Raw genomic sequence first — 25,356 nt, forward strand, 5'->3', positions numbered from 1 at the left:
AATGAGTCATGTAAAAGAATATATGGTGCGGACGATGAATTCAGTTACACCTGATGACAGTATTCGGAAGGCGATTATTTTGATGTATAGATCAGAGCAGTCAGTTCTGCCCGTAGTCGATCATCAAAATCTTTTTGTGGGAACTATCTACAGCAACAATATTTTAAAGAACATAATTCCTGAGAGCTTTGGTTTTTTAGACAGCAGCCGACTTTTTTATGAAGTTAATGAAGCGGTAGAAAATTTAAAATACGTCAAGGATGAAAAAGTGGAAAAATATATGGCCCGCAACCGGGATGCTGTCAAAGAAAATAGTGATATGAAAAAAATTGCTGATATTATGCTTAATAATAAAGAGTCTCATCTTTTTGTAATTAATGACAAGGGGTTTTTACGGGGGTTTATAGAGAGATCAAATTTGCTGCATTATTTACTGGATGAGGCTGAAGATAAAAGGAATGATTAATTGTTATTCTCTATTTATAACTTTATAATTTTATAAGTTAATAGAATAAAAACGAGGTGTGATTTATGAATGAACTAGTATCTTTCTCTGCAATTGAAGTTGAAGAATGGCTTGCTTTAGAAAACATAGCCAATAAAGAACTTTATTTGATTTCTGTTTTTCTGCTTTTTGCTTTTTTGATAGTTTTGCTGGCCAAAAAATACAGAATACCAATAGTTGTTGGTTATGTTTTTCTGGGGATTTTATTGAGTCCTGATATTATATCACTTTTTCCGATGATAAATCAGGAAATGTATAACATGTATACTTTTATTCTCGCCAACCTTGGTTATATTACCAATATAGCTCTGGCTTTTATTGCTTTTACTATTGGTAGTGAACTGTCATTTAAAACAATTAAACGGCTTGGTAAAAGTATAATTTCTATAGCTTTAGCAGAATCCATTTCGGCCTTTATAGTGGTTACTGCGGCTATTTATTTAACCGGATCACCACTTTATGAAGCACTTTTATTTGGTGCTGTTGCTTCTGCTACTGCGCCGGCTGCTACTGTAATGGTTCTAAAAGAGTACAATGCGGAAGGACCGCTGACTTCGACTATTATGGCTGTCGTTGGCCTGGATGATGCTTTTGCTTTAATAATCTTTTCGCTGATCAATCCGATAGCTTATGCCCATTATCAGGGGGAGGGAGCCATTAATTTAGTTGAAGTGATAATTTTTCCTTTAGTTGAGATCTTTGGTGCTATTATTGTTGGTCTGGCATTTGGTTATGCAGCTCAGCATCTATTAACTATTTTTAATGAAAAAACCAGAAAGATATTAACAGTTGTAACAACAATTACTTTGAGTTCTTCAATTTCAATTTTCTTTGGCTTTTCCCCATTGATTGCCAATCTTGCGGTTGGTTTTGGAGTTAGAAATTTTGCCAAGATGAACCTGCAGATTTCTGAAGAAATTGATACCATGACAATTCCTCTTTATGCCATGTTTTTTATAGTGGCTGGTACTGAAATCAGATTTTCGGAGATGGGTTCCCTTAGTTTTCTGCTGATAGCCTTTACTTATTTAATTGCGCGTATCGTCGGTAAGGTGGGGGGGTCAACTCTGGCCGCCAGTATTTCTGGAGCTCCAGAAGCGGTAAAAAAATATATTGGTCTGGGACTTTTGCCTCAGAGTGGGGTAGCAATTGCTCTGGCTTATTCTATCCAGAGACAGTATGTTCAGGCTCCTGAAATTGGCCTTGTGATTTTCAACACTTTATTACTTACAGCTGCTATGACTGAAGTATTTGGTCCACTTTTAACTAAATATGCTGTAGTAAATGCAGGGGAAACACACGAATAAAGCAGTCAGCGAAAAAATAACAGTTTTTAATTTTATTTTAAGATTAATAGTCTATAATGAGGTGTAAGCTGAAGACTGCAGGAATTACTTCTTTTTTAGAGAAATCATATTATAGTGGTAATTTGTTTATAAGATACTGGAAGTCGAGTGTTTGTAGGGTTTAAATAGAGTTAATAACAGGAAGGAGTATGCTATTGAATCTTTTGAATAAATTTAGCAAGAAAATCGCGATTGATTTAGGTACAGCTACAGTTATTATTTACGAAAGTGATAAGGGAATTGTTTTGCAGGAACCTTCTTTTGTAGCTATAGACTCAAAATCAAATAAAGTGATTGCAGTTGGTGAGGAAGCCAGGAGAATGCTTGGTAGAACACCAGCTAATATAGATGTTGTCAGGCCGTTAAAAGATGGTGTAATTGCAAATTTTGAGGTAGCAGAAATGATGCTTAAAAGTTTTTTGAAAAAAGTCGGAGTAAAAAGCAGGTTTATCAAACCATTAATTATGGTCTGTATTCCGGTTGGTGTTACTGGAGTCGAAAGTCGAGCTGTTCTGGAGGCGGCAGTTCAGGTAGGTGCCCGCAAAGCATTTTTGATCGAGGAGCCTGTAGCAGCCGCAATTGGAGCCGGACTTAGAATTGAAAAAGCAGAAGGTAATATGGTAATTGATATTGGCGGTGGAACAACAGAAATAGCAGTTCTTTCTCTGGGAGGAATTGTAGTTGGAGAGTCGATTAGAGTCGGTGGCGATAAATTTGATGAGGCTCTGGTGCGCTATATTCGAGAAAATTATAACTTAGTTATTGGCGAATCGACTGCCGAAGAGATCAAAATCAATATTGGGAGTGCAGATCCCAATTATTCTGCTAAGTATGAGGTAAAAGGAAGAGATTTGATGTCCGGTCTGCCGAGACATATTGAATTAACAGCTGAGGAAACAAATAAAGCATTTAAAGAACTGCTTGATAATATTGCTCAGGCGGCCAGGCGGGTTTTAGAAAAAACTCCCCCCGAATTATCAGCTGATATAGTAGAAAAAGGTATTATTTTAACAGGTGGTGGCTCTCTACTTGAGGGGCTGGATAAGTTTATCAGTCGGCAGACAGAAGTTGGGGCCTTTGTTACTGATGATCCGCTGGTCTGTGTTGCTGAAGGAACCGGTCAGGCTTTAAATGAACTGGACAAAATATCAAATGTTTTAAGTACAGGAGAACAGGGCATATTATCGTAAAAGTAACTGGAGAGTGATTTAAATTGAAAAGTAAGACAGCTAAAATTTTATTATCTATTTTAATATTTTTAATCCTGATCAATACCCCAGTGCTTGCAGCAGAAAATATAATGCCTTTAGATGAAGTGGAAGCAGGAATGACAGGTTATGGAAAGACTGTTTTTTCTGGTAATAAGATAGAAAAGTTTGATATTGAAATTGTTGATGTACTGGATAACCGCAGTTTAGACGAGGATCTTATCCTGATTAAACTGACTGGGGATAAAGTGGATGAATATGGTGGTATTGCTGCCGGGATGAGCGGCAGTCCTATTTATCTTGAGGGAAGACTAATTGGAGCAATCGGTTATGGTTGGAATAATAGTGATCATCGTTATGGATTGGTTACCCCAATCGAGCGGATGTTAAAACTTCTGGAAAATGATAAGGTTGAAAAAACAGATGGAGATATGAGTGATCTTGAATTTGATCTGGAAGAATTGGATCCGGATGAAAATATTATCAGATCAGAAACTCCAGTGATGGTCAGCGGTATCAGAGGAAGAGCACTAAAGAGACTGGAAAATAATCTGGCGGAACTGGATCTGGATGTAATTCCAGGCTCAGGAATTGAAGAAACAGATAAAAGCAATAAAAGACCTGAGCCCGGGGAAGCAGTTGCAGTCCAGCTGGTTAGAGGTGATATTAGTGTTGCCTCAATCGGAACTCTAACCTATGTAGATCAGGGACGTTTTTTGGCTTTTGGTCATCCATTTACCAATAAAGGTGATGTTAATTATCTTTTGAGCAGAGCTCATATTAATGCTGTGATTCCAAGTACAGAGCAACCTTTTAAACTTGGTTCTCCCTATAAACGGCTCCTGGGTTCTGTAACTCAGGACAGAGGGGCAGGAATTGCCGGCAGAATAGATACTTATCCCAAAATCACCCCGCTTTATATTTCGATTTCCGAAAATGGCAAGCTGAAAAAAGAAGTTAGTCTGCAGATTATAAATGACGAATATTTTTTCTCCTCCCTGGCAAACAGTGCTGCTCTACAGGCTGTTGACTCTGCTCTGGATAGAATAGGACCTGGTTCGGCAGAATCCAGAGTAAAAATTATGGGACGGGGACTGCCGCAGCTGCAGATAGAATCTAGTAATATGTATTACAGCCAAAATGATATTGGCAGTATGGCCCTCTATGATTTTTCTCAGCTTTTAGATCTGATTTTGACAAATCCTTTTGAGGAGATTAATTTAATTGATATCAGACTGGAATTGAACTTCAATCAGAGTGACAGTGTGGCTTTGATTCAGGAAGCGAAAGTCTTAAATGATAAAATATATCCTGGTGATGAAATTGAAGTAGAGGTGACTCTACACCGTTACCGCAATGGGACAGAAAAGAAGAATTTGACAATTAAGGTGCCCGAAGATGTAGAGCCTGGAATTGCAACCCTCTTTATTGATGGAGGTTATACTGGTGAGGCAATGCGACCTGAAGATACAACGCAAATGCAGAGCAGTGGTGGCCTGAATGAAGCAGAAGTTTCTGGCCATAAAAGTTTTGAGTCCATGCTAAATTCATATCTGGACTCTCCGGACAATAATGATGTTATTTTACAGCTGTATCCTTCCTATGCTGCTCCTGTTTATCAGGAAAGCAGCGAAGTTGCTCCCGGGCAAAAAAAGGATAGTGGAGCCGAAGGAGAAACAGCTGTCCAGGCAGCTGAAAAAAATGCTGGAGAAGTTGATCAATTAGACAATATAGATGAAGAGATAAAAGAACGTTATTCGACCGATTATGTACTTGAGGGTAGTTTAAATCTTGATCTTGAGATCTTAGACCCTTCCAGTCGTGAGGAGGCTCAAGCAGCAGGAAATAATAGAGAGGAAAAGCAATATTAACTCTATTTATCCGAAGCTTTCGATGGAGGTTTTTAAATGGATAAGCAAATAAAATATCTTTTGGGGGTTTTGATTTTACTGCTTATCTCAGCTTATTTTTTGAGTCTGTTGAGCGGTTTACCCCAATATTTTAAAGATGATATTATTGCTTTTCTGGAAGAAAGGTTTAAGGGAGAAATTTCTTTCAGCTCTGTCTCTTTATGGCCTCTAAATCGAATTCGCCTTAATAAATTTGAATTTACTTCTGAAAGTGGTAGTTCTTTTAAGGCTGATGCGTTAAATCTTGATTATAGCCTTAATTTTCGAGAGGATGAAATAATCCAGGTTGAATTTATTGAACTTCTGGGAGCAGAAATTGAAGTTCAAAGCGAATTTTTGAATTTAAACCAAAACTCATCCGGGACTCAAAATTTTAGAGCTGTTTTGAATCAGGATGATTTTTTAAGAGGCTTAAATCTACCTGATTTTCTGGAAGATTTAAGAGTTAATATCAGAGATTCCAGTTTGAGTCTGAATACTGAAACTTTAGATTTAAAATTAAATGATCTGCAGCTTGGTCTGGCAGCTAAAGCAGGTGATGTTTATGATTTAAATGTCTCTACAGCCTTAGATCTCAGACAGCTTAAACTGAGCAGTGGCCAGAGCTTAAATGATATTAATTTAAGCAAAGTTGATCTGCAGTTTGTTAGAGAAAGTTCAGCTGCTAGTATTTATTTTAATGCTCAGGATTTAAAGCTGCCAGAGGTGGTGGAGAACCTGCCATTATCTAGTATTGATTATCAGGGTTTGGAGATTGATTTGAAAACTCTTAGTGGTTTAAGTTCAGTTAGAGGAGAACTTAACTTTAAAGATTATGGGCTGCAAAATTATCAGAGTCAGCTCGATCTTAAAAATCTGGAACTTCAGAGCAGCTACAGCAGCCAATCTGAGCAGAAGGAGAGTATTAGTTTAAGTGCTCCTGCTTTGAATATTAAAATTTCCGGGCCCGAATTGAGCCTGGCAGTGATTAAAAATAAGATCTTCTGGGATCAAAATCCTCTGGATTTAAGTTTTAAGTGGAATCAGAACAAAGATTACAAACTCAAGCTCAGAGGAAAAGACTTTAACTATAATTATAAATTTTTAATCCCTTATCTAGAGACAGCCAGGCTTAATTTTGACTTTCAGCTGACTGCTAAAGAAAATCAGATTCAGTCGGCTGCGGCAGAAATTTCGGCTTCTGAGCTCCGGGGTGATTATTTAGATTTAAAACAGATCGAGTTATCAGCAATACTTGATCAAAAAGAACTGTTTATAAACCGGGCAAAATTTTTATTGAATGATCAAAACCAGCTTGATTTAAGAGGTAGTTATAATCTTGCAGAGAAAAATTATCTTTTAAGTGCTGAAGCAGAAAATTTTATTTTGACTGAAGATATTATGTCCGGGCTTAATCAGATAGATTATCTGAGAGATGGCAATTATCTCAATCAAATTGATAAAATAAAAGACAGACATTTAGACTTTAAAATTAATACAGCCGGTATTTATAATGGCATTGATGAGCTGTCAACAAATGGAGATTTAAGTTTAGCTTTCAAGTCAGCGGCTTATGGGGCCGATTTTAAAATTGACAGTTCTTTCTGGTATACAGATAACAGGTTATTTCTTAATTCTTTAAAACTGATTTCTGATTATGGTCGCCTGGACTTAATGGGGGAGCTAGATTTAGATTCGCAAACAATGCAGCTGCGTTATGCCGCTCGAAATCTGGAACCTGAGCTGCTGAATGAATTTTTAGCAGAAGACTTAACTGTCTTATCCGGGCTAAATACTGATCTGGATTTTCTGGAAGGTTCAATTACCAACTCTTTTGCCAGTCCTACGGTCAATATTCGACTCAAAATGGCAGAATTAAAATATGAAGATTATTTGCTTGATGATTTAAGTTTATCTGCAATTTATGAAAATGATAACCTGCAGATTAATGACTTTCAGGCAAAAATTGCACAGGCAGCTATTTCTGCTTCTGGTGAGCTGAGACATCTTTCCCAGCTTGAGGAGGCAGAGCTTGACCTGCAGTTGAACAGTCAAAATCTATATTTTCAGGATATAGCGGATTTCAGTTCTCAAAATATACCTTTAAGTGGAGAGATTCAGCTGCAGGCAGCACTCAGCGGCAGGTTGACAGATTATGATTTGAATTTACAACTGGCAGCTGCCAGCAGTATTTTGCAATTAGACGGTCAGGAAATTGAATTTTCCAAACTTCAGGCAGAAATTATCAGGACAAATGGTGATTTTGTAGTGAAAACATTAACTGCAGAGCAGCAAAATCTGCAGCTGAGTGCAGGAGGTAGTTTTAACTTTAAAGAAGGTTTTGACATTAATTTAAATATCAGTGGCTTTGAACCAGCAAATTATCTGAGTAATTATCAGTTTGCTGCCGGAAAAGTTGAGGGCAGCCTTTCCTTAAAAGGGAAGTTGCGCGGTGAAATGGATAAAGCAGTATTTAATTTTGAACTTGATTCTGAAAACTTAAGTTTTGCAAATTTTAATCTGGAGCTTGGAGATAATTCTTTAACTTACAGAATAGGTGAAAATAAAGTATTAGTTGACCAATTCAATTTCACTGCTGGTTCTGGCAGATATAATATAAATGGTCAGATATTGGATATAAATAGTCAGCCGAAAAGTGACTTAAAAATTGAACTGCTGGAAATCCCGGCCAGAGAGTTAACCCTTAAGTTTGTTGATTTTTACCCTCTGGCATCTGATCTGATTTTTAAAGGAAACATAGATTTTAAATCTACTGGTCTTGATTATCAGGCTCAACTTGATCTCAGGGCTAATTCGGAGTCAGGTCAGGGTAATTTAAGTTTAGCCGGGACTGTTGATGATGATTTTGCCCTTGAGTTTAAAGGGTCAGATGTAGAAGTTGATTTTAACTCCAGACAGTATGATTTTAATTTAAATTTAAAAAGTCTGGTTGATTTTAGTGGTTCGGTTGAGGGGAGCCTTAAATCTCCAGTTGTAAGAGTCAGTCATAATCTGCGGGAATTAACTGTTAATAATAATCCTGTAGAAGTAGTCGAAGGAGAAATTTTGCTTGAGAGTAATCGCAGATTTTCGGTTTCGGAAAGTATTAATTATAAAAGTGGAGGCAGCCTTAAACTTGACGGAAGTTATTCTATGATTGACCATCAATTAAATTTGAGTACCAATCTGGAATCACTGCCACTTGGATTTTTGATTTCTTTTCTGGGAGAGGATTACTCTGCTTCCGGTAGAATTAATGGTTCTTTTAGGGCCGAAGGGAGTCTGGAATCGCCAGCTTTGAGTGGTAACCTTGATCTTGTGGCTGAAAGACTTAATCTTGGCCTCACAGATCCTATTGAGGATCTGAGTGCAAAAATAAATCTTAGAGATGGTAGTGCCGTGATTGAAAGTCTAAATGGAAGTTTTGCAGAAGGAAACTTCAGTGTTAGTGGAGATCTAAATCTGCTTGAACAGGAGAATGCCTGGAACTTAAATTTCAGTGGTCAAAAGCTGTATTTTGAATATGGTTCGCTGGCAGGGGATTTTGATGCTGAACTTATTTTTAAGGGACCCTTATTTAATCCTGTGCTTACAGGAGATCTACTGGCTTATGATTTTAAGATAGGAATTCCCTTCAAGTGGCCGGCCAGTGAGTCGGAACCGGGAGCTTTTGTTCCGAAAATTAATATCGACATCAGACCGGGGGAAAATGTAACTGTTGAAAATGAAAACATGGAAGTTATGGTCCAAAGTGGGAGCCTCAATCTTCAGTTTGACAGCAGTCTGGAAGAATCACTGGCAATGGAAGGTCGGCTGCGCAGTGAAGAAGGGAATTTTACTTATTATAATTCCCGTTTTAAACTGGAAAATGCCGAAGCGGTTTTTACACCGGTTGATGAAAATGATATTCCGAGTCTGAGTGTTAATGCTATTACCTATGCTGGTGGTCATGAAATTAACATAAACTTAAATGGCCCGGCAAATAATATGCGGATTTCTCTCAGCTCTGATTCTGATCTAACAGAAGAAGAAATCCTGAATTTATTGTCTACCCGGGGAGCTCTGGGTTCTGCCATAATCGGTGGAGAAGATATAGGAATTCAAAATATTATCTGGCAGGAATTAATGCGCGTTGTAAATTCATTTCTGCAGCGAGGGGTAATTTCTGATCTGGAATCAGATTTTGAGACAATCTTTTCTCTTGACCGGGCAGAAATTGATGCTTTTCAGTATGGTTTAGAAAGAGAATTTGCAATTTATCTGGGTAAAAATATTACAGATAAACTTTACTTAGAATATGCTTCATTTTTTAACGAGGAAGGTCGTAGAGGTGAAATATCCTTTCAATATAAATTAACTGACCCCACAGTTTTAAAGGGTACTTATTTTGGTGATAATGAATATCAGATCAGTATAGAAACAGAAATCGAATTTTAGGAGGCAGAGTAATGAGAAATAGTTTATTGACAGCAGTTCTTATTTTTGCAGTGATATTTGCAATTGCTGTTCCGACCGCAGCTCAAAATATTCCAATTGATGAGATTACTAAAATTACAGTCGAAGGTAATGATTATGTTAGTGATTTTGAAATTTTAAATGCAGTGAAAACTGAAGTTGGAGATCAGACAGATCAGGAGGCACTGCGTTCAGATATGCAGGCTGTATTTGAACTGGGATATTTTTCTGATGTAAATATTGTTTTTGAAAACTTTGAAGGTGGATTGAATGTAATTTTCGAAGTTGTAGAAAACCCGGTGCTCAGGGAGATTAATATTTCCGGCAATGGAGATTTGTATTCTGAGGCAGAAATTAAGGAAGCTCTTGATCTAAAGTTAGAGACGGTTTTAAATGTTAAAAAGATGAATGAAAATCTAAAAGCTTTTCAGGAAAAGATGCAGGATGATGGTTATATCCTGGCTCGTTATAAAGATGTGAATATCTCAGAGGAAGGAATTTTAACTGTTGAGATTAGTCCTGGCTATCTTGATTCTATAGAGATTAGCGGCAACACTAAAACCAAAAATGATGTTATTTTGAGAGAAATGCCGATAGAAGCTGGAGATGTTATTAATATTAAGAAAATCCAGCGGGGCTATCAGAATCTGCATCGGCTTGAGTTTTTTGAAAATATAAATCCGGAACTGCAGCGAGTAGAAAGCGAAGAAAATCTGGCAAAACTGGTGATTAACCTTGAGGAAGGCCAGACTGGAAGACTCAATTTTGGTGGAGGGTACAGCTCCACAGATGGCTGGCTTGGTTTTGTTGATGTTAGTGAGAAAAATCTTTTTGGAAATGGCCAGAATATAAGTGCCAAATGGCAGTTTGGTGATACAACCACCTATTCTTTAAACTTTTATGAACCCTATCTCTGGCAGAGCGATTTTTCCTTTGGTTTTAGTGTCTATGACCGTGAAACCGAGAGAACAAACTCTGATGGTGATGATTATAAGCGGGAAAGCAGGGGTGGAAGTATAACTTTTGGTCATCCACTTCCTAATGACTGGAGAACTTCACTGCGATACAGAGTTCAGGATACAAAAGAATACTGGAGCGATGACAGTGGGATAATTTATGATAATAGTCTTCGTTCTTTAACCCTTGGTTTTAGAAGAGATTCTACTAATAACAGGTTCCACCCGACCTCTGGTTCGATCAATGATTTTGAGATTGAGCATGCAGGTGGTATTGTTGGTGGAGAAATGAAATTTACTAAATTCAACTGGGACAGCCGCCGGTATTTCCACGGCTTTAAAAATCACGCGCTGGCTGTAAGAATGAAACTCGGTTTAAGTGAGGCCACTACACCACTTGAGGGAGAAGAATATGATCTAGGCGGCTCAGACAGTCTGCGAGGTTATGAAAGAAGTGATTTTGATTATGAAGATAAAGCCAATAATAATTTGCTCTTATTTAATATCGAATATCGAATTCCTTTAAATGAAAGCTTTACAGGAGTTATCTTTACAGATGCCGGTAATGTCTGGGAAGACAGAGATAGTATCTCACTAAATGATCTATATTATGGTTATGGACTTGGAGTCAGGGTGAATACTCCTGTTGGACAGCTGCGTTTAGATTACGGCTGGGATGAAGATCAGGATGGTCAGCTGCACTTCAGTATCGGTAATACATTTTAAAATAGCTAGATAAGAGAAATTAAGTTTTATAAACTAGTTAAGTTTTATAAACTAAGGAATAATGATTTAACTTAATTAGAGATAATTTAATACCGCCTGGAGGAATAAAAAAATGAATTTGAGTGATGATCGCAAGTTTCAATTAGCAGTGGTGCTTTTACTAGCGGCTATCCTGGCTGCGGTGCTTCTGCTTGGAATATTGACAGAAGATAAAACAGTTGATAAAGTAGCCTACGTAAATCTGGAGCGAGTTTTTGAGGAGCATCCTGCTCGTGCCGCAGCAGAGTCAACTCTAAACCAGAAAGCAGCTGAATATCAACAGCAGCTTGAAAATGAGTCTGAAGATCTTTCCGGGGTTGAACAGAAAGAAATGCTGGCTAAATATCAGAATCAATTGCAGAATTTAGAGGCTGATCTCCTTGATTCTGTTACCCGAGAGGTGGAAAAGGTAATTAAAGAAACTGCTGCGGAAAAAAAAGTTAAATTTGTTCTAGAAGATGAGCAGGTTTTATATGGCGGCTATGATCTGACAGATGATGTTTTAGAAAAATTAAAGGAAGAATGGTAATTAGTTGTATTTTGGGTTATGTCAGCAAATTAATACTTAAATAGAAAGGGGAAAGGTCAAAATGGATAAATATGACTATCATTTTATCTCCATAAAATTTTTAACTGCAATTTTATTGGCTCTTATTTTTGCCTTTCTCCTTATTTATGTTTTTACTCCTCAACGGAGAGAGGATTATCCTGTTTACAGACTGCAGCAGAAAGAGCCGGTATTTTTAGAGAATGGCTTTGCTGCTCAAATACTGACAGATAAAGACTTACTTAAACAGGAAAAACTGGCTTTTGAAGCAGGTTTAAGAGAAAGAAGTTTCGAATTGATGGAGCAGAGTAAAAATAGTATGCTGGCAGTTATCAGCGCTAATTATTTAGAAAAGATGAATGGTCTGCGGGAAGAAAGGATGCTGACTCTGGAGGCAGAACGCAGAAAACTGGCAGAAAGAGAAAAAAATTTACTTCAGGAAAAACGCCAGCAGCTTGAAGATGAACTTTCGCAAAAACTGCAGCAGCTCAGGCAGGAGGTTCGAAACAAATATTCTGATTTTAATCAGAAAAAAATAAGAGATAATTATTTAAAAATGATAAATCTTCAGCTTAAAATTGAATTTGTGGCTCGAACTGAAAGTGAGAAAGAAAAATATCAGGAACAGCTTAAGCAGCTGCGCTCAGAACAGCAGGCTCTGATTGCGGAGAAAAACTCTAAGTTAAATAATGATATTTCTAATCAAACCAGTAATCTGATTATGGAATTTAATCAGCAGTATTCTGATTACAGAAAGCAGATTCGCAGTCAACATCAGGAGATCATTTCAGAACAAAGACAGAAAATCGAATCTGAACTGGCAGCAGCTAGAACAGAAATAAAATCAGATTTAGCAGCAGCCAGAGAGGAAAAAGCTGCAGAATTGGATAGTTTTATTGAAAAAAGCAAAAAACAGTACTATTAAAACGGGGGATTTTTGATGCACTATTATCGTAAGGCTATTGCAATATTTATACTTGTTCTGGCATTGATGCTGCCGCTGTTTTTAGAGAAACAGGAGCAAACAGCAGTTGTTAATTTAGAAGCAGTGATTTCGGCCAGCTCTTTTTTAAGTCAGATTAGAGATCAGATTGCAGCTGACCCAGAAAAAAATCAGATTTCGCTAAAACAGGCAGAAAATAAAATAATGGATATTTTAAGAGTTGAAGCAGAGGAACTGGCACTGGAGAAAAGTTACAGCAGTGTTTTGATTGATCAAGCAATCTATAAGGGAGGAAAAGATATCAGCCAGGAACTTGCTGATAAAATAGATAACAAATATAAATAAATTATTGTTAATCTTAAGGGGGATAATATAAAATTGACAGCAGCCAAGAAAAATAGTTATCAAGTTGAAGAATTAGCAGTGATTACAGATTCAGAAATTAAGGGAAATAAAAAGTTAGAGGTTGATAATGCAAGGGGGATAGAAGAAAGTTTAGCTAATTCTGTTACCTTTGCTGATCAAAAAGAATATTTAATTCAGGCTTTAAAATCAGAGGCTGCGGTAATTGTCAGCAGTTATCAGATTTGCGAAGAGCTTGATTTAGAAATAAAAGCTGAGAAAACATTTTTGCTGACAGATAATCCCAGAAGAGTTTATGCTCAGATTGCTGATCTGCTGACACCAAGACCATATGCCAGTGGAGAAATTTCCGAGAAAGCAGTGATCGATGATTCGGTTAAACTGTCAGAAAATCTTTCTATTCATCCCGGCGTGGTAATTGCAGAGAATGTAGAGATTGCTGAGAATACTATTCTTGCACCAGGAGTGATTATAGGACCGGATGTCAAAATTGGCAGCAACTGTCTTTTGCATCCAGGAGTGATTATCGAAAGAGGAACAATAATTGAGGATGAAGTTATAATTCAATCCGGTGCTGTAATTGGTTCTGATGGTTTTGGTTTTGCTACAGACGAAAGTGGACACCATAAGATTCCCCAGCAGGGTAATGTGATTATTGAGTCTGAGGTGGAGATTGGTGCTAATGTTACTATTGATAGAGGAGCAAGTGGACCGACAATTATTAGAAAAGGTAGTAAGCTGGATAATCTAATTCAGATTGGTCATAATGTTGAAGTAGGTGAAGAATCTCTGCTGGTAGCTCATACCGGTGTAGCTGGAAGTACAAAGTTGGGTCGGCGGGTAACTCTGGGAGGACAGTCGGGAGTTGTTGGCCATATCAAACTGGCAGATAATACAACAGCAGCTGCCAGAGCAATGGTTACTTCTCCTACCAATAAAGGCGATTTTATTTCTGGTGCCCCGGCCCAATCACACAGAGAAGCTCTTAAGGAACAGGCTTATTTACGTCGCCTGCCTAAATATATAGATAAAATAAAGAAATTGGAAAAGAAACTGGAGGAACTGGAAAATAAATAATCCTTGAATTATAAAGTCAATAAATATATAATAAACTATTGAAAGGCTTTTAATGAAAGGATGACAGTTTTGTATATAGAAAAAGGACAACAAAAGACACTAAATGAAGAGATTGAAATTAAAGGGATTGCCCTGCATTCGGGCAAAGATGCTGAAATTAAATTAAAACCAGCTCCGGTTAATACGGGAATAGTTTTTTTTCGTTCTGATTTAGATTATCAATTAAAATTGAAGGCAGAGCCGGGGGCGGTAGTTAATCTGGTAAGAAATACTACAATTGGTAGTAGAGAAATTAAAGAAGCTAAAGTTAGTACAATTGAACATTTAATGGCGGCAATCTGGGGCAGTGGAATTGACAATTTAAAAATCGAAGTTTCCGGCCCCGAGGTTCCAGTTATTGATGGAAGTGCCTATCCTTATTACCAGCAGATTCTGGCGGCTGGACTGAAAGATCAGCAGGAACAGAGAAAGATTTTTAAAGTTGAGTCTCCGATTTATGCTCGTGAGGAAGAATCTTATATCACCATTCTCCCTTATGAAGGTTTTAAGGTTTCCTATACTCTGGATTATCAGCATCCAGTAATTGGAAGTAGTTATTTTGAATTCGATACTGATAAAATTAGTTTTGGAGAAGAAATCGCCAGAGCCAGAACTTTTGGCTTTGCTGCCGAAGTGGAAAAGCTGCATGAACAGGGGCTGGCGCTGGGAGGAAGTTTGCAAAATGCTGTTTTAATAGAAGAGAAGCAAACAGTAAATCCACTCAGATTTGAAAATGAGTTCGTAAGACATAAAATTCTCGATGTTATTGGAGATATGTTTTTAAATGGCAGAATTATGGGCCATATAATAGCCGTAAAATCAGGTCACAGACTTCATGTCAGGCTGGCGGAGAAGATTAGAGAAAAAATGCTTGAGGAGGAAAATTAATTTGAGTGAGATAAATGAAATTATTGATATTGGTGTAATCAGGTCAATTTTACCCCATCGCTATCCTTTGTTATTAGTAGATAGAATCGAAGAAGTGCATAAAAAGGAATCTATTGTTGGGATTAAAAATGTAACAATTAATGAAGAGTTTTTCCTGGGACACTATCCTGATCACCCAATAATGCCCGGAGTGTTGATAGTCGAGGCGATGGCTCAGGTAGCAGGAATTTTAATTTATTATAGTTTTGAAGATATGGAAGATAAGCTTCCTATTTTTACGAGTATTGATAAGGCTAAGTTTAGAACACCTGTTAAGCCTGGAGATCAATTAAGAATCAAGGTAGAAATAGTGAGATTGCGCAAAAGAGTATCTAAGGTTCGAGGAGAGGCTTATGTGGGCGATAATCTTGCTGCAGAAGCAGAAATGATGTTTACTTTTGAGGAGAAATAGAGATAAAATTCTGGAAGGGGAATGATAGTCTTGGCAGCTGAAAAAAAAGGAAAAGTGCTTCACATGAGCAATATTCATGAGACAGCAATTGTTGCTCCTGGAGCCAAAATTGGGAAAAATGTTGAAATTGGCCCCTATGCTATTATTGGCGAAAATGTCGAAATCGGTGAGGGAACTGTGATTGGACCTCACGTCGTGGTTAAGGGCTGGACACAAATTGGTAAAAATAATGAAATATTCCATGGGGCTTCTATAGGCTTTGAGCCCCAGGATTTAAAATTTGATGGAGAAAAAAGTTATCTTTTTATTGGAGATAACAATACCATTAGAGAAAATGTTACTATTCACCGGGGGACCGCTGATGGCGGCGGGGAGACAAGAATTGGAAATGATAACTTACTAATGGCTTACTGTCATGTAGCACATGACTGTCAGTTGGGCAGCAATATTGTAATGTCTAATGCTACCAATCTGGCCGGCCATGTAGTAATTGAAGACCATGCTGTAATTGCTGGTATGGTTGGTGTGCATCAGTTTGTACGTATCGGAAAGATGAGTATGGTTGGTGCTCACTCTAAAGTAGTAAAGGATGTTCCACCCTACATTTTAGTTGACGGACATCCAGCAGGAGTCAATGGGATTAATGTTATTGGGTTAAGACGCAATGGGGTCAGTCCTGATATGCGAGGAGAGATTAAAAGAGCTTATAAAACTCTTTATCGTTCCAAGCTAAATATTGATGAAGCAATTGAAAAAATGGATCAGGAGCTGGATGCCAGTGAGGAAATTGAGCATTTTCTGCGCTTTTTGCGTAATGCAAGCCGCGGAATCTGCCGGTAGGTGTCATCGATGACTAAAAAAGCTCTGATTGCAGGTTGGGGTGATCTGCCGCGGCTCTGGGCTGAGAAGGCTCAGGCTGCCGGAGAAAATTTTATTGTTATAAAAATAGCCGAAGAAATCACAGCTGAATTCTCTGATTTAGACTGTGCAGAATATACGGTTAATTTAACCCGACTGGAGGAAATTTTGCAGCTTTTAGAGAAAGAAAAAATTGAAGAGGCTATCTGGCTGGGCAAGATTAAGAAAACACATCTTTTTGCTGATTTTAATCCTGATCAGAAGCTTAAGCAGCTTTTGGCACAGCTGCCTGATTTAAATGATGACACAATTTTAAGAGCTCTGGCACTGGAATTTATAAATTCGGGGGTTAAGATTTTACCTCAGACTTATCTTTTAGAAGATCAGCTGGCAGAAGCAGGAGTTCTGGCCGGTCAAGTGGAAGCTGATTTAAAAAAAGACCTAATTTTTGCTTTTGAGACCGCCTTTAATCTCGGTCGTTTTGATATCGGCCAGACAGCTTTAATTAAAGATGGAGCTGTAATGGCTCTCGAGGCAATTGAAGGAACAGATGAGGCCATAAAACGGGCGGCAAAATTTGGTGGCCCGGGAGTGGTTATGGCTAAATGCAGTAAAAAAAGTCAGGATCTTCGCTTTGACCTACCAACAGTTGGTTTAAAGACGCTGGATAATTTAATTGCAGCTGAGGCAGCTGCTTTAATTATCGAAGCAGAAAAAACTTTTGTTTTAAATAAAGAGGAATTTTGCCGCAGAGCAGCTGCCAGCGGAATTGTAATTGCTGCCGCGGAATATAAAGAAGGGGAGTTAATTCTACCTTGGCAAAAATAATGGTTTCTGCAGGCGAGATATCGGGAGATATGCACGCTGCTGCAGTCCTAAAAAAAGTAAAAGAAGTAAATGATAGTGTTCAAATTTTTGGTATGGGTTCAACTGCGCTTCGAGAAATAGGAGCGGAGATTTTAATTGACCCTACTAAAATTAGTACTATTGGCTATATAGAGGCCTTAAAAAATCTAACAACTCATTTTAAGCATCTCAGACAAATGAAAAAGCTGCTCAGAGAGCGAAAACCAGATCTTGTTTTTCTGGTCGATTATTCAGCTTTTAACATGAAGCTAGCTAAAGCCTGCAGTCAGGAAGGGATTAAGGCAGTCAATTATTTCCCGCCATCTGCCTGGGTTTATAATAAGCGGCGAGCCAGCAAGATGGCTTCTTATGGTACTCATATTGCAGCTGTTTTCCCAATGGAGAGAGATGTTTATCAACAGGCAGGAGCAGAAGTCACTTTTGTCGGTCATCCCCTGGTTGATATTGTAGAAGTGGAAAAAACAGAGGCTGAAATTAAAAAGGATTTAAAAATTAATCATCAAAAACCGATAATCACTCTTTTTCCTGGCAGCCGTCGAGGAGAAATTGAATCTCTGCTGCCGGAAATGTTAAAAGCAGTCCGGAAAATAAAAGCTAAAAAGCCGGAGCTTGAATTTCTGCTTTCTGCTGCAGACGGGATTGAACTTGAGTATTTAAATTCTTTTATTAATAAATTTGATCTTGAGCTAAAGATTATTCAAAAAAACAATTATCAATTGATGCAGATTTCAGAATTTATAATTTCGGCTTCGGGAACCACAACTCTGGAGGCTTCTATATTAGATACACCTCAGATAATCTGTTATCAGGCAGCTCTAACTACTTATCTGCTTGCTAAATATCTGTTTAAGGTTCAATTTGTCGGACTGCCCAATATTATTGCTGGAGAAGAAGTAGTGCCGGAGCTGTTGCAGAATGATTTTGAAGCAGAAAAAATTGCTGATCTTTCGTTGAACTGGTTGAATAATAAAGAAGAATTAAAAAAAATAAAAAAGGAACTGCAGACGGTACGCCACAAACTTGGTGGTGGAGGTGCAGTGAAAAAAACAGCAGATTTACTGCTTAGAGAAGGAGGGCTAAAAAATCGTGGATAGAAAGAGTATTTTTTTAGCGCTCTTTATTTTTATTATTATCATTTTTTCTCTATATTTTAGCCTGGAAAAAAATCCGATTACTCCACCTAAGCCGCCTGCTGAAAATCAGGAGCTGCCCGAGGAGGAACTGGAAGAGGTAAATTTTAGTATTTTTAATAACCAACAGCAGCACGAGCTAAAGTTAGAGAGTGAAAACCTTAAAAATTATAAAGAGAATCAGCGGATGGAGTTAAAACCGGTTGAGGCAGAAGTCTATTCTCTCAATGATGAACAGCTGTTATATACTCTCAAAGGGGATTTTGCTATTTATTACAGCAGCAAAAATTATCTTGAGATTCGCGGTAATGTAGTTATCGAGAGTGATCGTTATTATATTGAAGCTGAGGAACTTGATTATTATTTAGATCGCAATTTTTTGGAAGGGCGAGGTTCGGTTGAGATTAAAGGCAGTGAATTTCAATCTACCGCCAGCAGTTTTAGCTCAGATCTTAATTTAAAAGATTTAAAACTCAGAGGAGATAATAAACAGGCTGCAGTTGATTTTTCAAATCTGACAGCGGAGTAGTGGAATTTGTTTAATGATTATTTTAATTGAGGAGCAATTATGATGCAGAAAAAAATTTTATTCTTTTTATTAATATTTATCCTGGCCCTTACTGCTAATGCAGCTGCAGTCAGGGAATTAAATGGTGATAATCTTAATCTGGAACAGACTGCTCAGGGCCAGATTTTTAAGGCTACCGGTAATGTAGAATTTGTCTACGATGAGCTGCGCATTACAGCAGAGGATGAAGGTATATACCGTCGTTATAATGGAGAAGTTGAATTCAGAAAAAATGTTCAACTTTTTTATCAGGAATTTGAGGCTGAAGCAGTTGAGCTAACTGGAAATCTGGCTGACCAGATTTTTCATTTAACTAAAGAAGCTGAAGTAAGGGGCGAAAATTCTCTGCTGCAGGCAGATCAAATTGATATTTATCGAGCTGAAGATAGAATTGAAGTTCTGGGTAATGCCTATCTGGAATATAATAATTTTTGGGCTGAGGCCGACCAAATAATTTACTATCTTGATCGAGAGTTAATTTCTTTAAAAGGTAATGTTAAAGGTGAGCGGAACGGAGAATCCTTTAATTCTCAGGCAGCAGAAGTTAATCAAAAGACCGATGAGGTAAAACTTACAGGTCAGGCTACTCTGCGCTTTAGTGAAGAAAATTCTGCTGCAGGCAGCGGCAGTGAGACAGCGAGGGAGTAATTAGATGACTATCAAAGCTCAGGGTTTAATTAAAGAATACAATAAAGAACGAGTAGTCAATGAGGTTGACCTTAAGGTGGACCGCGGCCAGATTGTTGGGCTTTTGGGCCCTAATGGAGCTGGTAAAACAACTACTTTTTATATGATTTTAGGTTTGATTAATCCGGATGGTGGTCAGATATTTTTTGATGAACATAATATTTCAAATCTACCTGTTTACAAACGTGCCCGGCTCGGGATAGGTTATTTACCCCAGGAGGCTTCAATTTTTCGTAAATTGACAGTGGGGGAGAATTTAAAAGCAATTCTGGAATATCGAGATTTAGATAAGAAGGAGATTGAAAAAAATATTAAAGAGCTGCTGCAGGAGTTTCATATTGAAGGATTAAGAAATCGTAAGGGATTTCAGCTTTCCGGTGGGGAAAGACGTCGGGTGGAAATAGCCAGAGCCCTGGCGGCAGATCCTGCATTTATTCTTCTGGATGAGCCTTTTGCTGGAGTAGATCCGATTGCAGTTAATGATATTCAGGAAATAATCCGCTATCTCAAAAAACGAGGTCTTGGTGTTTTAATTACTGATCACAGTGTGCGAGAGACTCTTTCGATTACAGATCGCGCTTATATTATGCACGAAGGCAAAATCTTGCTTTCTGGAACTTCAGAAGAAATAGCCCAAAATGAGCAGGCTCGCAAATTCTATCTCGGCGACAAATTTAAAATTTAGTGAGGTGCATCTTTTTTGAAGACAATTAATAAATACATTTATAAAGAATTGATTGCACCTTTTTTCTTTGGTGTGGCAGCTTTTACAGGTATTTTTATCGGAACTGATTTAATTTTTGACCTGACAGAGTTTTATACTCAGTGGGGAGTGGATGTTTTTACTTTAATTAGACTTTTCTTTTTGAGTCTGCCGGAAATTATAGTTTTAACTTTTCCCATGGCTTCTCTACTGGGAACAATTATGGCTTATAACCGACTTTCGGGTGATAGTGAGATTACAGCCATGAGAGCTGGAGGAGTGAGCATTCTTTCTCTAGTTTTACCGGCCCTCATTATGGGACTGGTAACCAGTGGGGTTACAGTTGCCATTACCGAGTTTCTGGTTCCTAATGCCAATTACCAGGCTGAGCAGATAATGTATCAGGCTCGTCATGGTGAGCAGAGACCGAAAACTCAGTATGACTTATTTTTGACTCCTATGGACAGCAGTACTCGCAGACCGGATTATATACTCTATGCTCACAGTTTTAATGGTGAAAGTGGTATGATGGAAGATGTGGTCGTCCAGAGTTTTGAGGACGGCAGTCCGGACAGTGTCCTGGAAGCAGAGCGTGCAGAATGGCTGAGTGATGGCTGGCATTTTTATAATGGCACAGTGTATTTTCTAGATCGAAATAATCGGCAGCCGGCGCTGGAGTTCAGCACCTATCGTTCCCGGGAGGAGATTCATTCTCCAACTCAGGCTGGAAAACTTGGCAAGAGTATAGACGAGATGAATATTAGAGAATTAAGTGAGCATATTGCCCTTAAGGAAGAGCAGGGCAGGACCGCCTACGAAGAGCGGGTAGCTCTGCACCATCGATTTTCAATTCCGCTGGCAAGCTTTATTTTTGCTTTACTGGCAGCACCACTGGGCATCAAACCACAGCGTTCTGCCGGTTCAGCAACTGGTTTTGGAATCAGTATAATAATTATTTTTATTTATTATATTTTAATGACAGTTGGAGATGCTCTTGGTAGTCAGGGGAGTATTCAGCCCTGGCTGGGTGCCTGGCTGCAGAATATAGTGATATTCATTGTTGGTGTTGGGCTGCTGATTAAGACGACGAGACAGTAATTAAGGAGGTGGAGATCATTAACGCGTTTGTTATAATAGCAGCGGTAGTAATTTTAAGTGGTTTAATAGCCTATATTGGTGATCGAATTGGTATGAAAATGGGTAAAAAGCGGGTATCTTTGTTTGGTCTCCGCCCCAGATATTCTTCGATTATTATAACTATAGTAACGGGTATTCTAATCGCCGTTCTTTCTGTTACTATATTGCTGGCAGTTTATTCCGAGTTGAGACAGGCTTTATTTAATATTAATGATGTGCTGACAAGACTAGAATATTTAAATGAGGAACTTCAAAATAGAGATCAAGAACTGGCAGCTAAAGATAAAGAACTTAATAAAAAGGACCAGGAGCTTTCCAGCCTGCAGCAGGAAATTGAAACAAAAGAGCAGCAGATAACGGAAAAAGAGGCTGAAATTGCGGCTCGCGAAAAAGAAATTGCAAAACGCGATCAGGAGATAGCAGCTGTGGAAAAGGAACTGGACGAATTAAGTCAGAATAGAAACGAACTGCAGAACCGGGTTAACGAATTGAGTTCTCAACGAGATGAGCTGGAAACTCAGGTGTCCGATCTGCAGCAACAAATATCGGAACTGGAAGCTGACTATGATAAATTGCGGGAAGTTGCCAATCAGCTGCAGGCCGGTGTGATTTACTATATGGGAGAAGATATGGTCTACCAGAAAGGTGATATAGTCTATACTGATACTCTTGAGGGAGGACGCAGTGAGCAGGAGACAATTTCTGCTTTAAATAAATACCTGCAGGCAGCTAATAAGGTGGCACTTCAAAAAGAGATTGAAGTTAATCAGGATACTGGAATGGCACTTCGTCTGCAGACAGAGGATATCTTAAATGCTGCCCGCATTATTTATAATATGGAGCCTGGCAGTAGAGTTATTGTTTCTCTAATTGCAAGAGTAAATGTTCCTAAAAATGACTGGTTATATGCTAATTTCCAGCTTTATGAGGATTTTAAAGTCTTTGAGCAGGGCCAGTTAATTAGCAGCAGAGAAATTAGTGCTGAACAGAGCAGTAAGGAAATTGAAACTGAATTAGAAGCACTGCTGCAGGATATAAACGAAAAAGCAATTAGTCAGGGGCTTTTACCGGATAATTCCGGTCAGGTAGGCAGTATCAACTTCAGTCAGTTTTATGATCTGGTCAACAGAGTTCGTGCTGCAAGTGGCAAAGTTCGGATCAGTATTTATGCTGATGCTGATATCTGGCGTCAGGATCGACTAAATGATAATCTGAAATTTGATCTAGAAGAGCTGAATCCTGAGTCTGAGAATACTGGCAGAAAGGCGGATAATAATGAGTGAATTATTAGCACTGGATCCCGGTCGTGATAAGATAGGAGCAGCAGTTCTCTCTTTTGCTGGAAGTGAGAAAGAAAAAACAATAATAAAAAAAAATGTGTTATTAGATCATCTAAATGAGATTTTTAATCACTATCAGATTAAAGAAATTGTAATTGGTAATGGAACCGGAGCTGAAGAGTTGAGAGAAATAGTGACTGGTGCCTATCCTAAAATGAAAATCAGTCTGATTGAGGAAAAATATACAACCGAGGAAGCTCAGGCCCGTTATCTGGCAGAAAAACCAATGTCTAATTACGAAAAACTGCTGCGAAAAATAGTCAGCTGGAAGATAAAAAAACCTCTGGATGACTATGCAGCCTTAATTATTGGTGAAAAATATTTAAAAAAGCTTGACAAAAGCAAATAATACCATTACAATGTGATTTGAGGATGAAGAATATAAATAGTTTGAATAATTATATTTGACTTTTTAGTTAAAGTGCTGATATAATTTAATTTGCAAACGAAAGTTTAATATTGCTTATAAACTCGACGCTAAAATGCGGCGGAAAGGAGGTGCCCCCCAGAGCTGCGGAGTTGTAGAGTTATAAGAGTTCTAAGATGCTTATTTAAAAATCTTTTGGACAGATGAAGAGGAAACTAGGTAACTCGCTCGGATGTCCTCTATGATTGCATAAGTTATTAGAACTTATATATCGAAAGAAAAAGAAAGATAACAATCAAGGGGGATTTTAATAATGAAAAAACTTACAATTACAATTGCTTTACTGTTAGTTGTAGCATTTGCTATGCCTACCTTTGCACAGTCATTCTCTGACGTGCCAAGTGATCACTGGGCATATGATGCAATCAACAAGCTGGTTGCTGCTGGTATCGTTGAAGGTTATCCTGATGGCGAATACAAAGGTGACCAGAACATGACTCGTTACGAAATGGCTGTTATGGTTAGCCGTGCTCTAGACAACATTGTTGCTGAGCAAGAAGCTATGGCTGAAGAAATGGACGCTATGGGTGAAGGTCTAACTACAGGTCAGGCTGAAGACGTAACTGCTATCGTTAAGTCCTTAATGGAAAAGAACATGCCTGAGAACGAAACACTTAGTGATGGACAGGCTGAAGAAGTAGCAGATATCGTTGATGCTTTAACATTCGAATTAAAAGCTGAACTTAAAGTATTAGGTGCAGACGTTGATGCATTGTCAGCTGATATGGCTGAAATGCAGAAAACTGTTGATCAGCTGAAAAAAGATATGCCAAATGACAACATTGAATTTGGTATGGATATAACTACAACATTCGAAACTGCTAATTATGGTGATGAGCCTGCAGCAGCATTAGCTTTATGGGCTGATGGAGATGCTTTAGATTATGATATTGCTGGTGATACTGGAGATTTTCCAGCTGAAGAAGCTTTTTATCAAGAGTATGATTTATCAGTAATGGGTAATTTAGGTGAGGCTAAATTTGATTTAGCTGTTGATACAACTACTACAGTATTTACTCAAGAAGATACTTGGTTTAATGATGTTTCAGGTTTAAGTTCGGCAGTATCAAACCCTGCAAGTGCAGATTCAAATGATTTTGTAATGGACACTGCACTTTTAGAAGTTGCCTACAAAGATTATGGATTTAAGTTTGGTAATTTCAGCGACTACCAAATTGAACCATATTTTGTTGATGAAGAAGATCGTGATGGTATGGAAATGACCACTTCTTATATGGGTAATGACATCAAAGCATTTGTTGTTGGTACAGATGGAGATGGAACTGCTGAAACTGATGAAGAGACATTTGGTGCAACAGTTACCAGAGAGATGGATTTTGGTACTGTTACAGGTAAACTTTATCACGTTAGAGATCATCCATCCTATGATCAGGTAACTGATCTTGCTGTTGAAGTATCTGGAGTAGAAGTAACAGAAGCTTTAACAATGGGTGGAGAAGTTGTTTATAATGATTATGAAGATTTAGCAGGTGCAAGTGATAGTGATACATTATTTAATGTAAATGCTGAATTTGCTGTAAGTGATGCTTTAACAGTTGACGGTATGGTAGAGGTTGTAGGAGAGAATTTTGTAGCTCCTTATAATGACCTTGAAGAAGCTGCAGATTATGACCTATTTAACATTGGTGCTACTTATGTATTGAATGAAAACAATACAGTAACTGGTGACTATACTTTTGTTCAGCCTGGAGATAGCTTCACAAATCAAGAGGATGAAAGTACAATTTCTGTAGGACTGGATAACACATATGGTGACTTTACAAACAATGCATCTGTAGAATTTACTACAAATGATGGCTTTGAAGATGGTCACGATGCAACAGTTGTTGAATTAGGTACAAACTATGCTTGGAATGAAACCACAACATTGGGTGCTTCATTTGTTAACGTAAATGAAGAAAAAACAGCCGGTGATGTAATTAGCTATAATTACCTAAAAGGTACAATGGCTAAAGAGCTTGCTTCTAATGTAACCTGGAATACTGAAGTTCATTGGATTGATGGTACTGTAGGTCCTCTATATACTAATGCGGACTTTGATACAGTTCCAGCTGACGTTGATGGAACTGGTAATGCAGTTATTTCATCTCTAACCGTTAGCTTCTAAATAGACACAAAATAGAAATAAAACACCCGGGGGATTTTCCCTCGGGTTTTCTATGTTATAAGGAAAATTATGTAAATAT

Annotated in this window: 22 protein-coding genes; all 22 read left to right on the forward strand. The window is 38.0% G+C overall.

Annotated features, from left to right (window positions below):
- Position 1 precedes the first annotated feature (1 nt).
- Entirely contained in the window at positions 2-466 is a 465-nt protein-coding gene (locus DFR80_RS04365; RefSeq protein ID WP_076544194.1) for an HPP family protein, read from the forward strand.
- A gap of 65 nt (positions 467-531) precedes the next feature.
- Positions 532-1,812, forward strand: a complete 1,281-nt coding sequence (locus DFR80_RS04370) for a cation:proton antiporter (protein WP_076544195.1) — start codon at positions 532-534, stop codon at positions 1,810-1,812.
- A 188-nt stretch (positions 1,813-2,000) separates the two neighbouring features.
- Positions 2,001-3,041 (forward strand): rod shape-determining protein, encoded by a 1,041-nt coding sequence (locus DFR80_RS04375; protein WP_076544196.1) that lies wholly within the window; start codon positions 2,001-2,003, stop codon positions 3,039-3,041.
- A 23-nt stretch (positions 3,042-3,064) separates the two neighbouring features.
- A complete protein-coding gene (locus tag DFR80_RS04380; RefSeq protein ID WP_233493709.1) occupies positions 3,065-4,930 on the forward strand; it encodes a SpoIVB peptidase S55 domain-containing protein in 1,866 nt (621 codons plus the stop codon).
- A gap of 36 nt (positions 4,931-4,966) precedes the next feature.
- Entirely contained in the window at positions 4,967-9,385 is a 4,419-nt protein-coding gene (locus DFR80_RS04385) for a translocation/assembly module TamB domain-containing protein (protein WP_114489292.1), read from the forward strand.
- 11 nt (positions 9,386-9,396) lie between these two features.
- Complete coding sequence (locus tag DFR80_RS04390) at positions 9,397-11,085, forward strand: outer membrane protein assembly factor (RefSeq protein WP_114489293.1); 1,689 nt, start codon at positions 9,397-9,399, stop codon at positions 11,083-11,085.
- A gap of 112 nt (positions 11,086-11,197) precedes the next feature.
- The gene (locus DFR80_RS04395; protein ID WP_076544200.1) at positions 11,198-11,653 is read left to right on the forward strand and encodes an OmpH family outer membrane protein; all 456 of its coding nucleotides are present in this window, start codon (positions 11,198-11,200) and stop codon (positions 11,651-11,653) included.
- 61 nt (positions 11,654-11,714) lie between these two features.
- Positions 11,715-12,596, forward strand: coding sequence for a hypothetical protein (locus tag DFR80_RS04400; RefSeq protein WP_114489294.1), 882 nt, complete (start codon positions 11,715-11,717; stop codon positions 12,594-12,596).
- A 15-nt stretch (positions 12,597-12,611) separates the two neighbouring features.
- Complete coding sequence (locus DFR80_RS04405; RefSeq protein WP_114489295.1) at positions 12,612-12,959, forward strand: hypothetical protein; 348 nt, start codon at positions 12,612-12,614, stop codon at positions 12,957-12,959.
- Positions 12,960-12,992: 33 nt separating this feature from the next.
- Complete coding sequence (lpxD, locus tag DFR80_RS04410; RefSeq protein WP_076545685.1) at positions 12,993-14,054, forward strand: UDP-3-O-(3-hydroxymyristoyl)glucosamine N-acyltransferase; 1,062 nt, start codon at positions 12,993-12,995, stop codon at positions 14,052-14,054.
- A 60-nt stretch (positions 14,055-14,114) separates the two neighbouring features.
- Positions 14,115-14,981, forward strand: coding sequence for a UDP-3-O-acyl-N-acetylglucosamine deacetylase (lpxC, locus tag DFR80_RS04415; RefSeq protein ID WP_233493711.1), 867 nt, complete (start codon positions 14,115-14,117; stop codon positions 14,979-14,981).
- Between the two features lies 1 nt (position 14,982).
- Positions 14,983-15,432 (forward strand): 3-hydroxyacyl-ACP dehydratase FabZ, encoded by a 450-nt coding sequence (gene fabZ, locus DFR80_RS04420; RefSeq protein ID WP_076545687.1) that lies wholly within the window; start codon positions 14,983-14,985, stop codon positions 15,430-15,432.
- A gap of 21 nt (positions 15,433-15,453) precedes the next feature.
- Positions 15,454-16,272: an acyl-ACP--UDP-N-acetylglucosamine O-acyltransferase gene (gene lpxA / locus DFR80_RS04425; protein WP_076545688.1), complete on the forward strand. Its 819-nt coding sequence runs from the start codon at positions 15,454-15,456 to the stop codon at positions 16,270-16,272.
- Positions 16,273-16,281: 9 nt separating this feature from the next.
- Positions 16,282-17,118, forward strand: a complete 837-nt coding sequence (locus tag DFR80_RS04430; RefSeq protein WP_114489298.1) for an LpxI family protein — start codon at positions 16,282-16,284, stop codon at positions 17,116-17,118.
- Positions 17,106-18,251, forward strand: coding sequence for a lipid-A-disaccharide synthase (gene lpxB, locus DFR80_RS04435; protein ID WP_114489299.1), 1,146 nt, complete (start codon positions 17,106-17,108; stop codon positions 18,249-18,251). The genes DFR80_RS04430 and lpxB overlap by 13 nt, the downstream gene beginning before the upstream one ends.
- The gene (lptC, locus tag DFR80_RS04440) at positions 18,244-18,816 is read left to right on the forward strand and encodes an LPS export ABC transporter periplasmic protein LptC (RefSeq protein WP_114489300.1); all 573 of its coding nucleotides are present in this window, start codon (positions 18,244-18,246) and stop codon (positions 18,814-18,816) included. Before lpxB ends, lptC begins: the two co-directional genes overlap by 8 nt.
- A 42-nt stretch (positions 18,817-18,858) precedes the next feature.
- Entirely contained in the window at positions 18,859-19,503 is a 645-nt protein-coding gene (locus tag DFR80_RS04445; RefSeq protein ID WP_114489301.1) for an LptA/OstA family protein, read from the forward strand.
- 4 nt (positions 19,504-19,507) lie between these two features.
- A complete protein-coding gene (gene lptB / locus DFR80_RS04450) occupies positions 19,508-20,227 on the forward strand; it encodes an LPS export ABC transporter ATP-binding protein (RefSeq protein WP_076545693.1) in 720 nt (239 codons plus the stop codon).
- Positions 20,228-20,242: 15 nt separating this feature from the next.
- On the forward strand, positions 20,243-21,343 hold the full coding sequence (locus DFR80_RS04455; protein WP_076545694.1) for an LptF/LptG family permease: 1,101 nt from the start codon (positions 20,243-20,245) through the stop codon (positions 21,341-21,343).
- A gap of 8 nt (positions 21,344-21,351) precedes the next feature.
- Complete coding sequence (locus tag DFR80_RS04460) at positions 21,352-22,665, forward strand: DUF3084 domain-containing protein (RefSeq protein WP_114489302.1); 1,314 nt, start codon at positions 21,352-21,354, stop codon at positions 22,663-22,665.
- Positions 22,658-23,071, forward strand: a complete 414-nt coding sequence (gene ruvX / locus DFR80_RS04465; RefSeq protein WP_233493713.1) for a Holliday junction resolvase RuvX — start codon at positions 22,658-22,660, stop codon at positions 23,069-23,071. Before DFR80_RS04460 ends, ruvX begins: the two co-directional genes overlap by 8 nt.
- A 331-nt stretch (positions 23,072-23,402) precedes the next feature.
- On the forward strand, positions 23,403-25,277 hold the full coding sequence (locus DFR80_RS04470) for an S-layer homology domain-containing protein (protein WP_114489304.1): 1,875 nt from the start codon (positions 23,403-23,405) through the stop codon (positions 25,275-25,277).
- Positions 25,278-25,356: the final 79 nt, after the last annotated feature.

Origin of the sequence: Halanaerobium sp. ST460_2HS_T2 (assembly GCF_003337665.1) — a bacterium.
Lineage (GTDB): Bacteria > Bacillota > Halanaerobiia > Halanaerobiales > Halanaerobiaceae > Halanaerobium > Halanaerobium kushneri.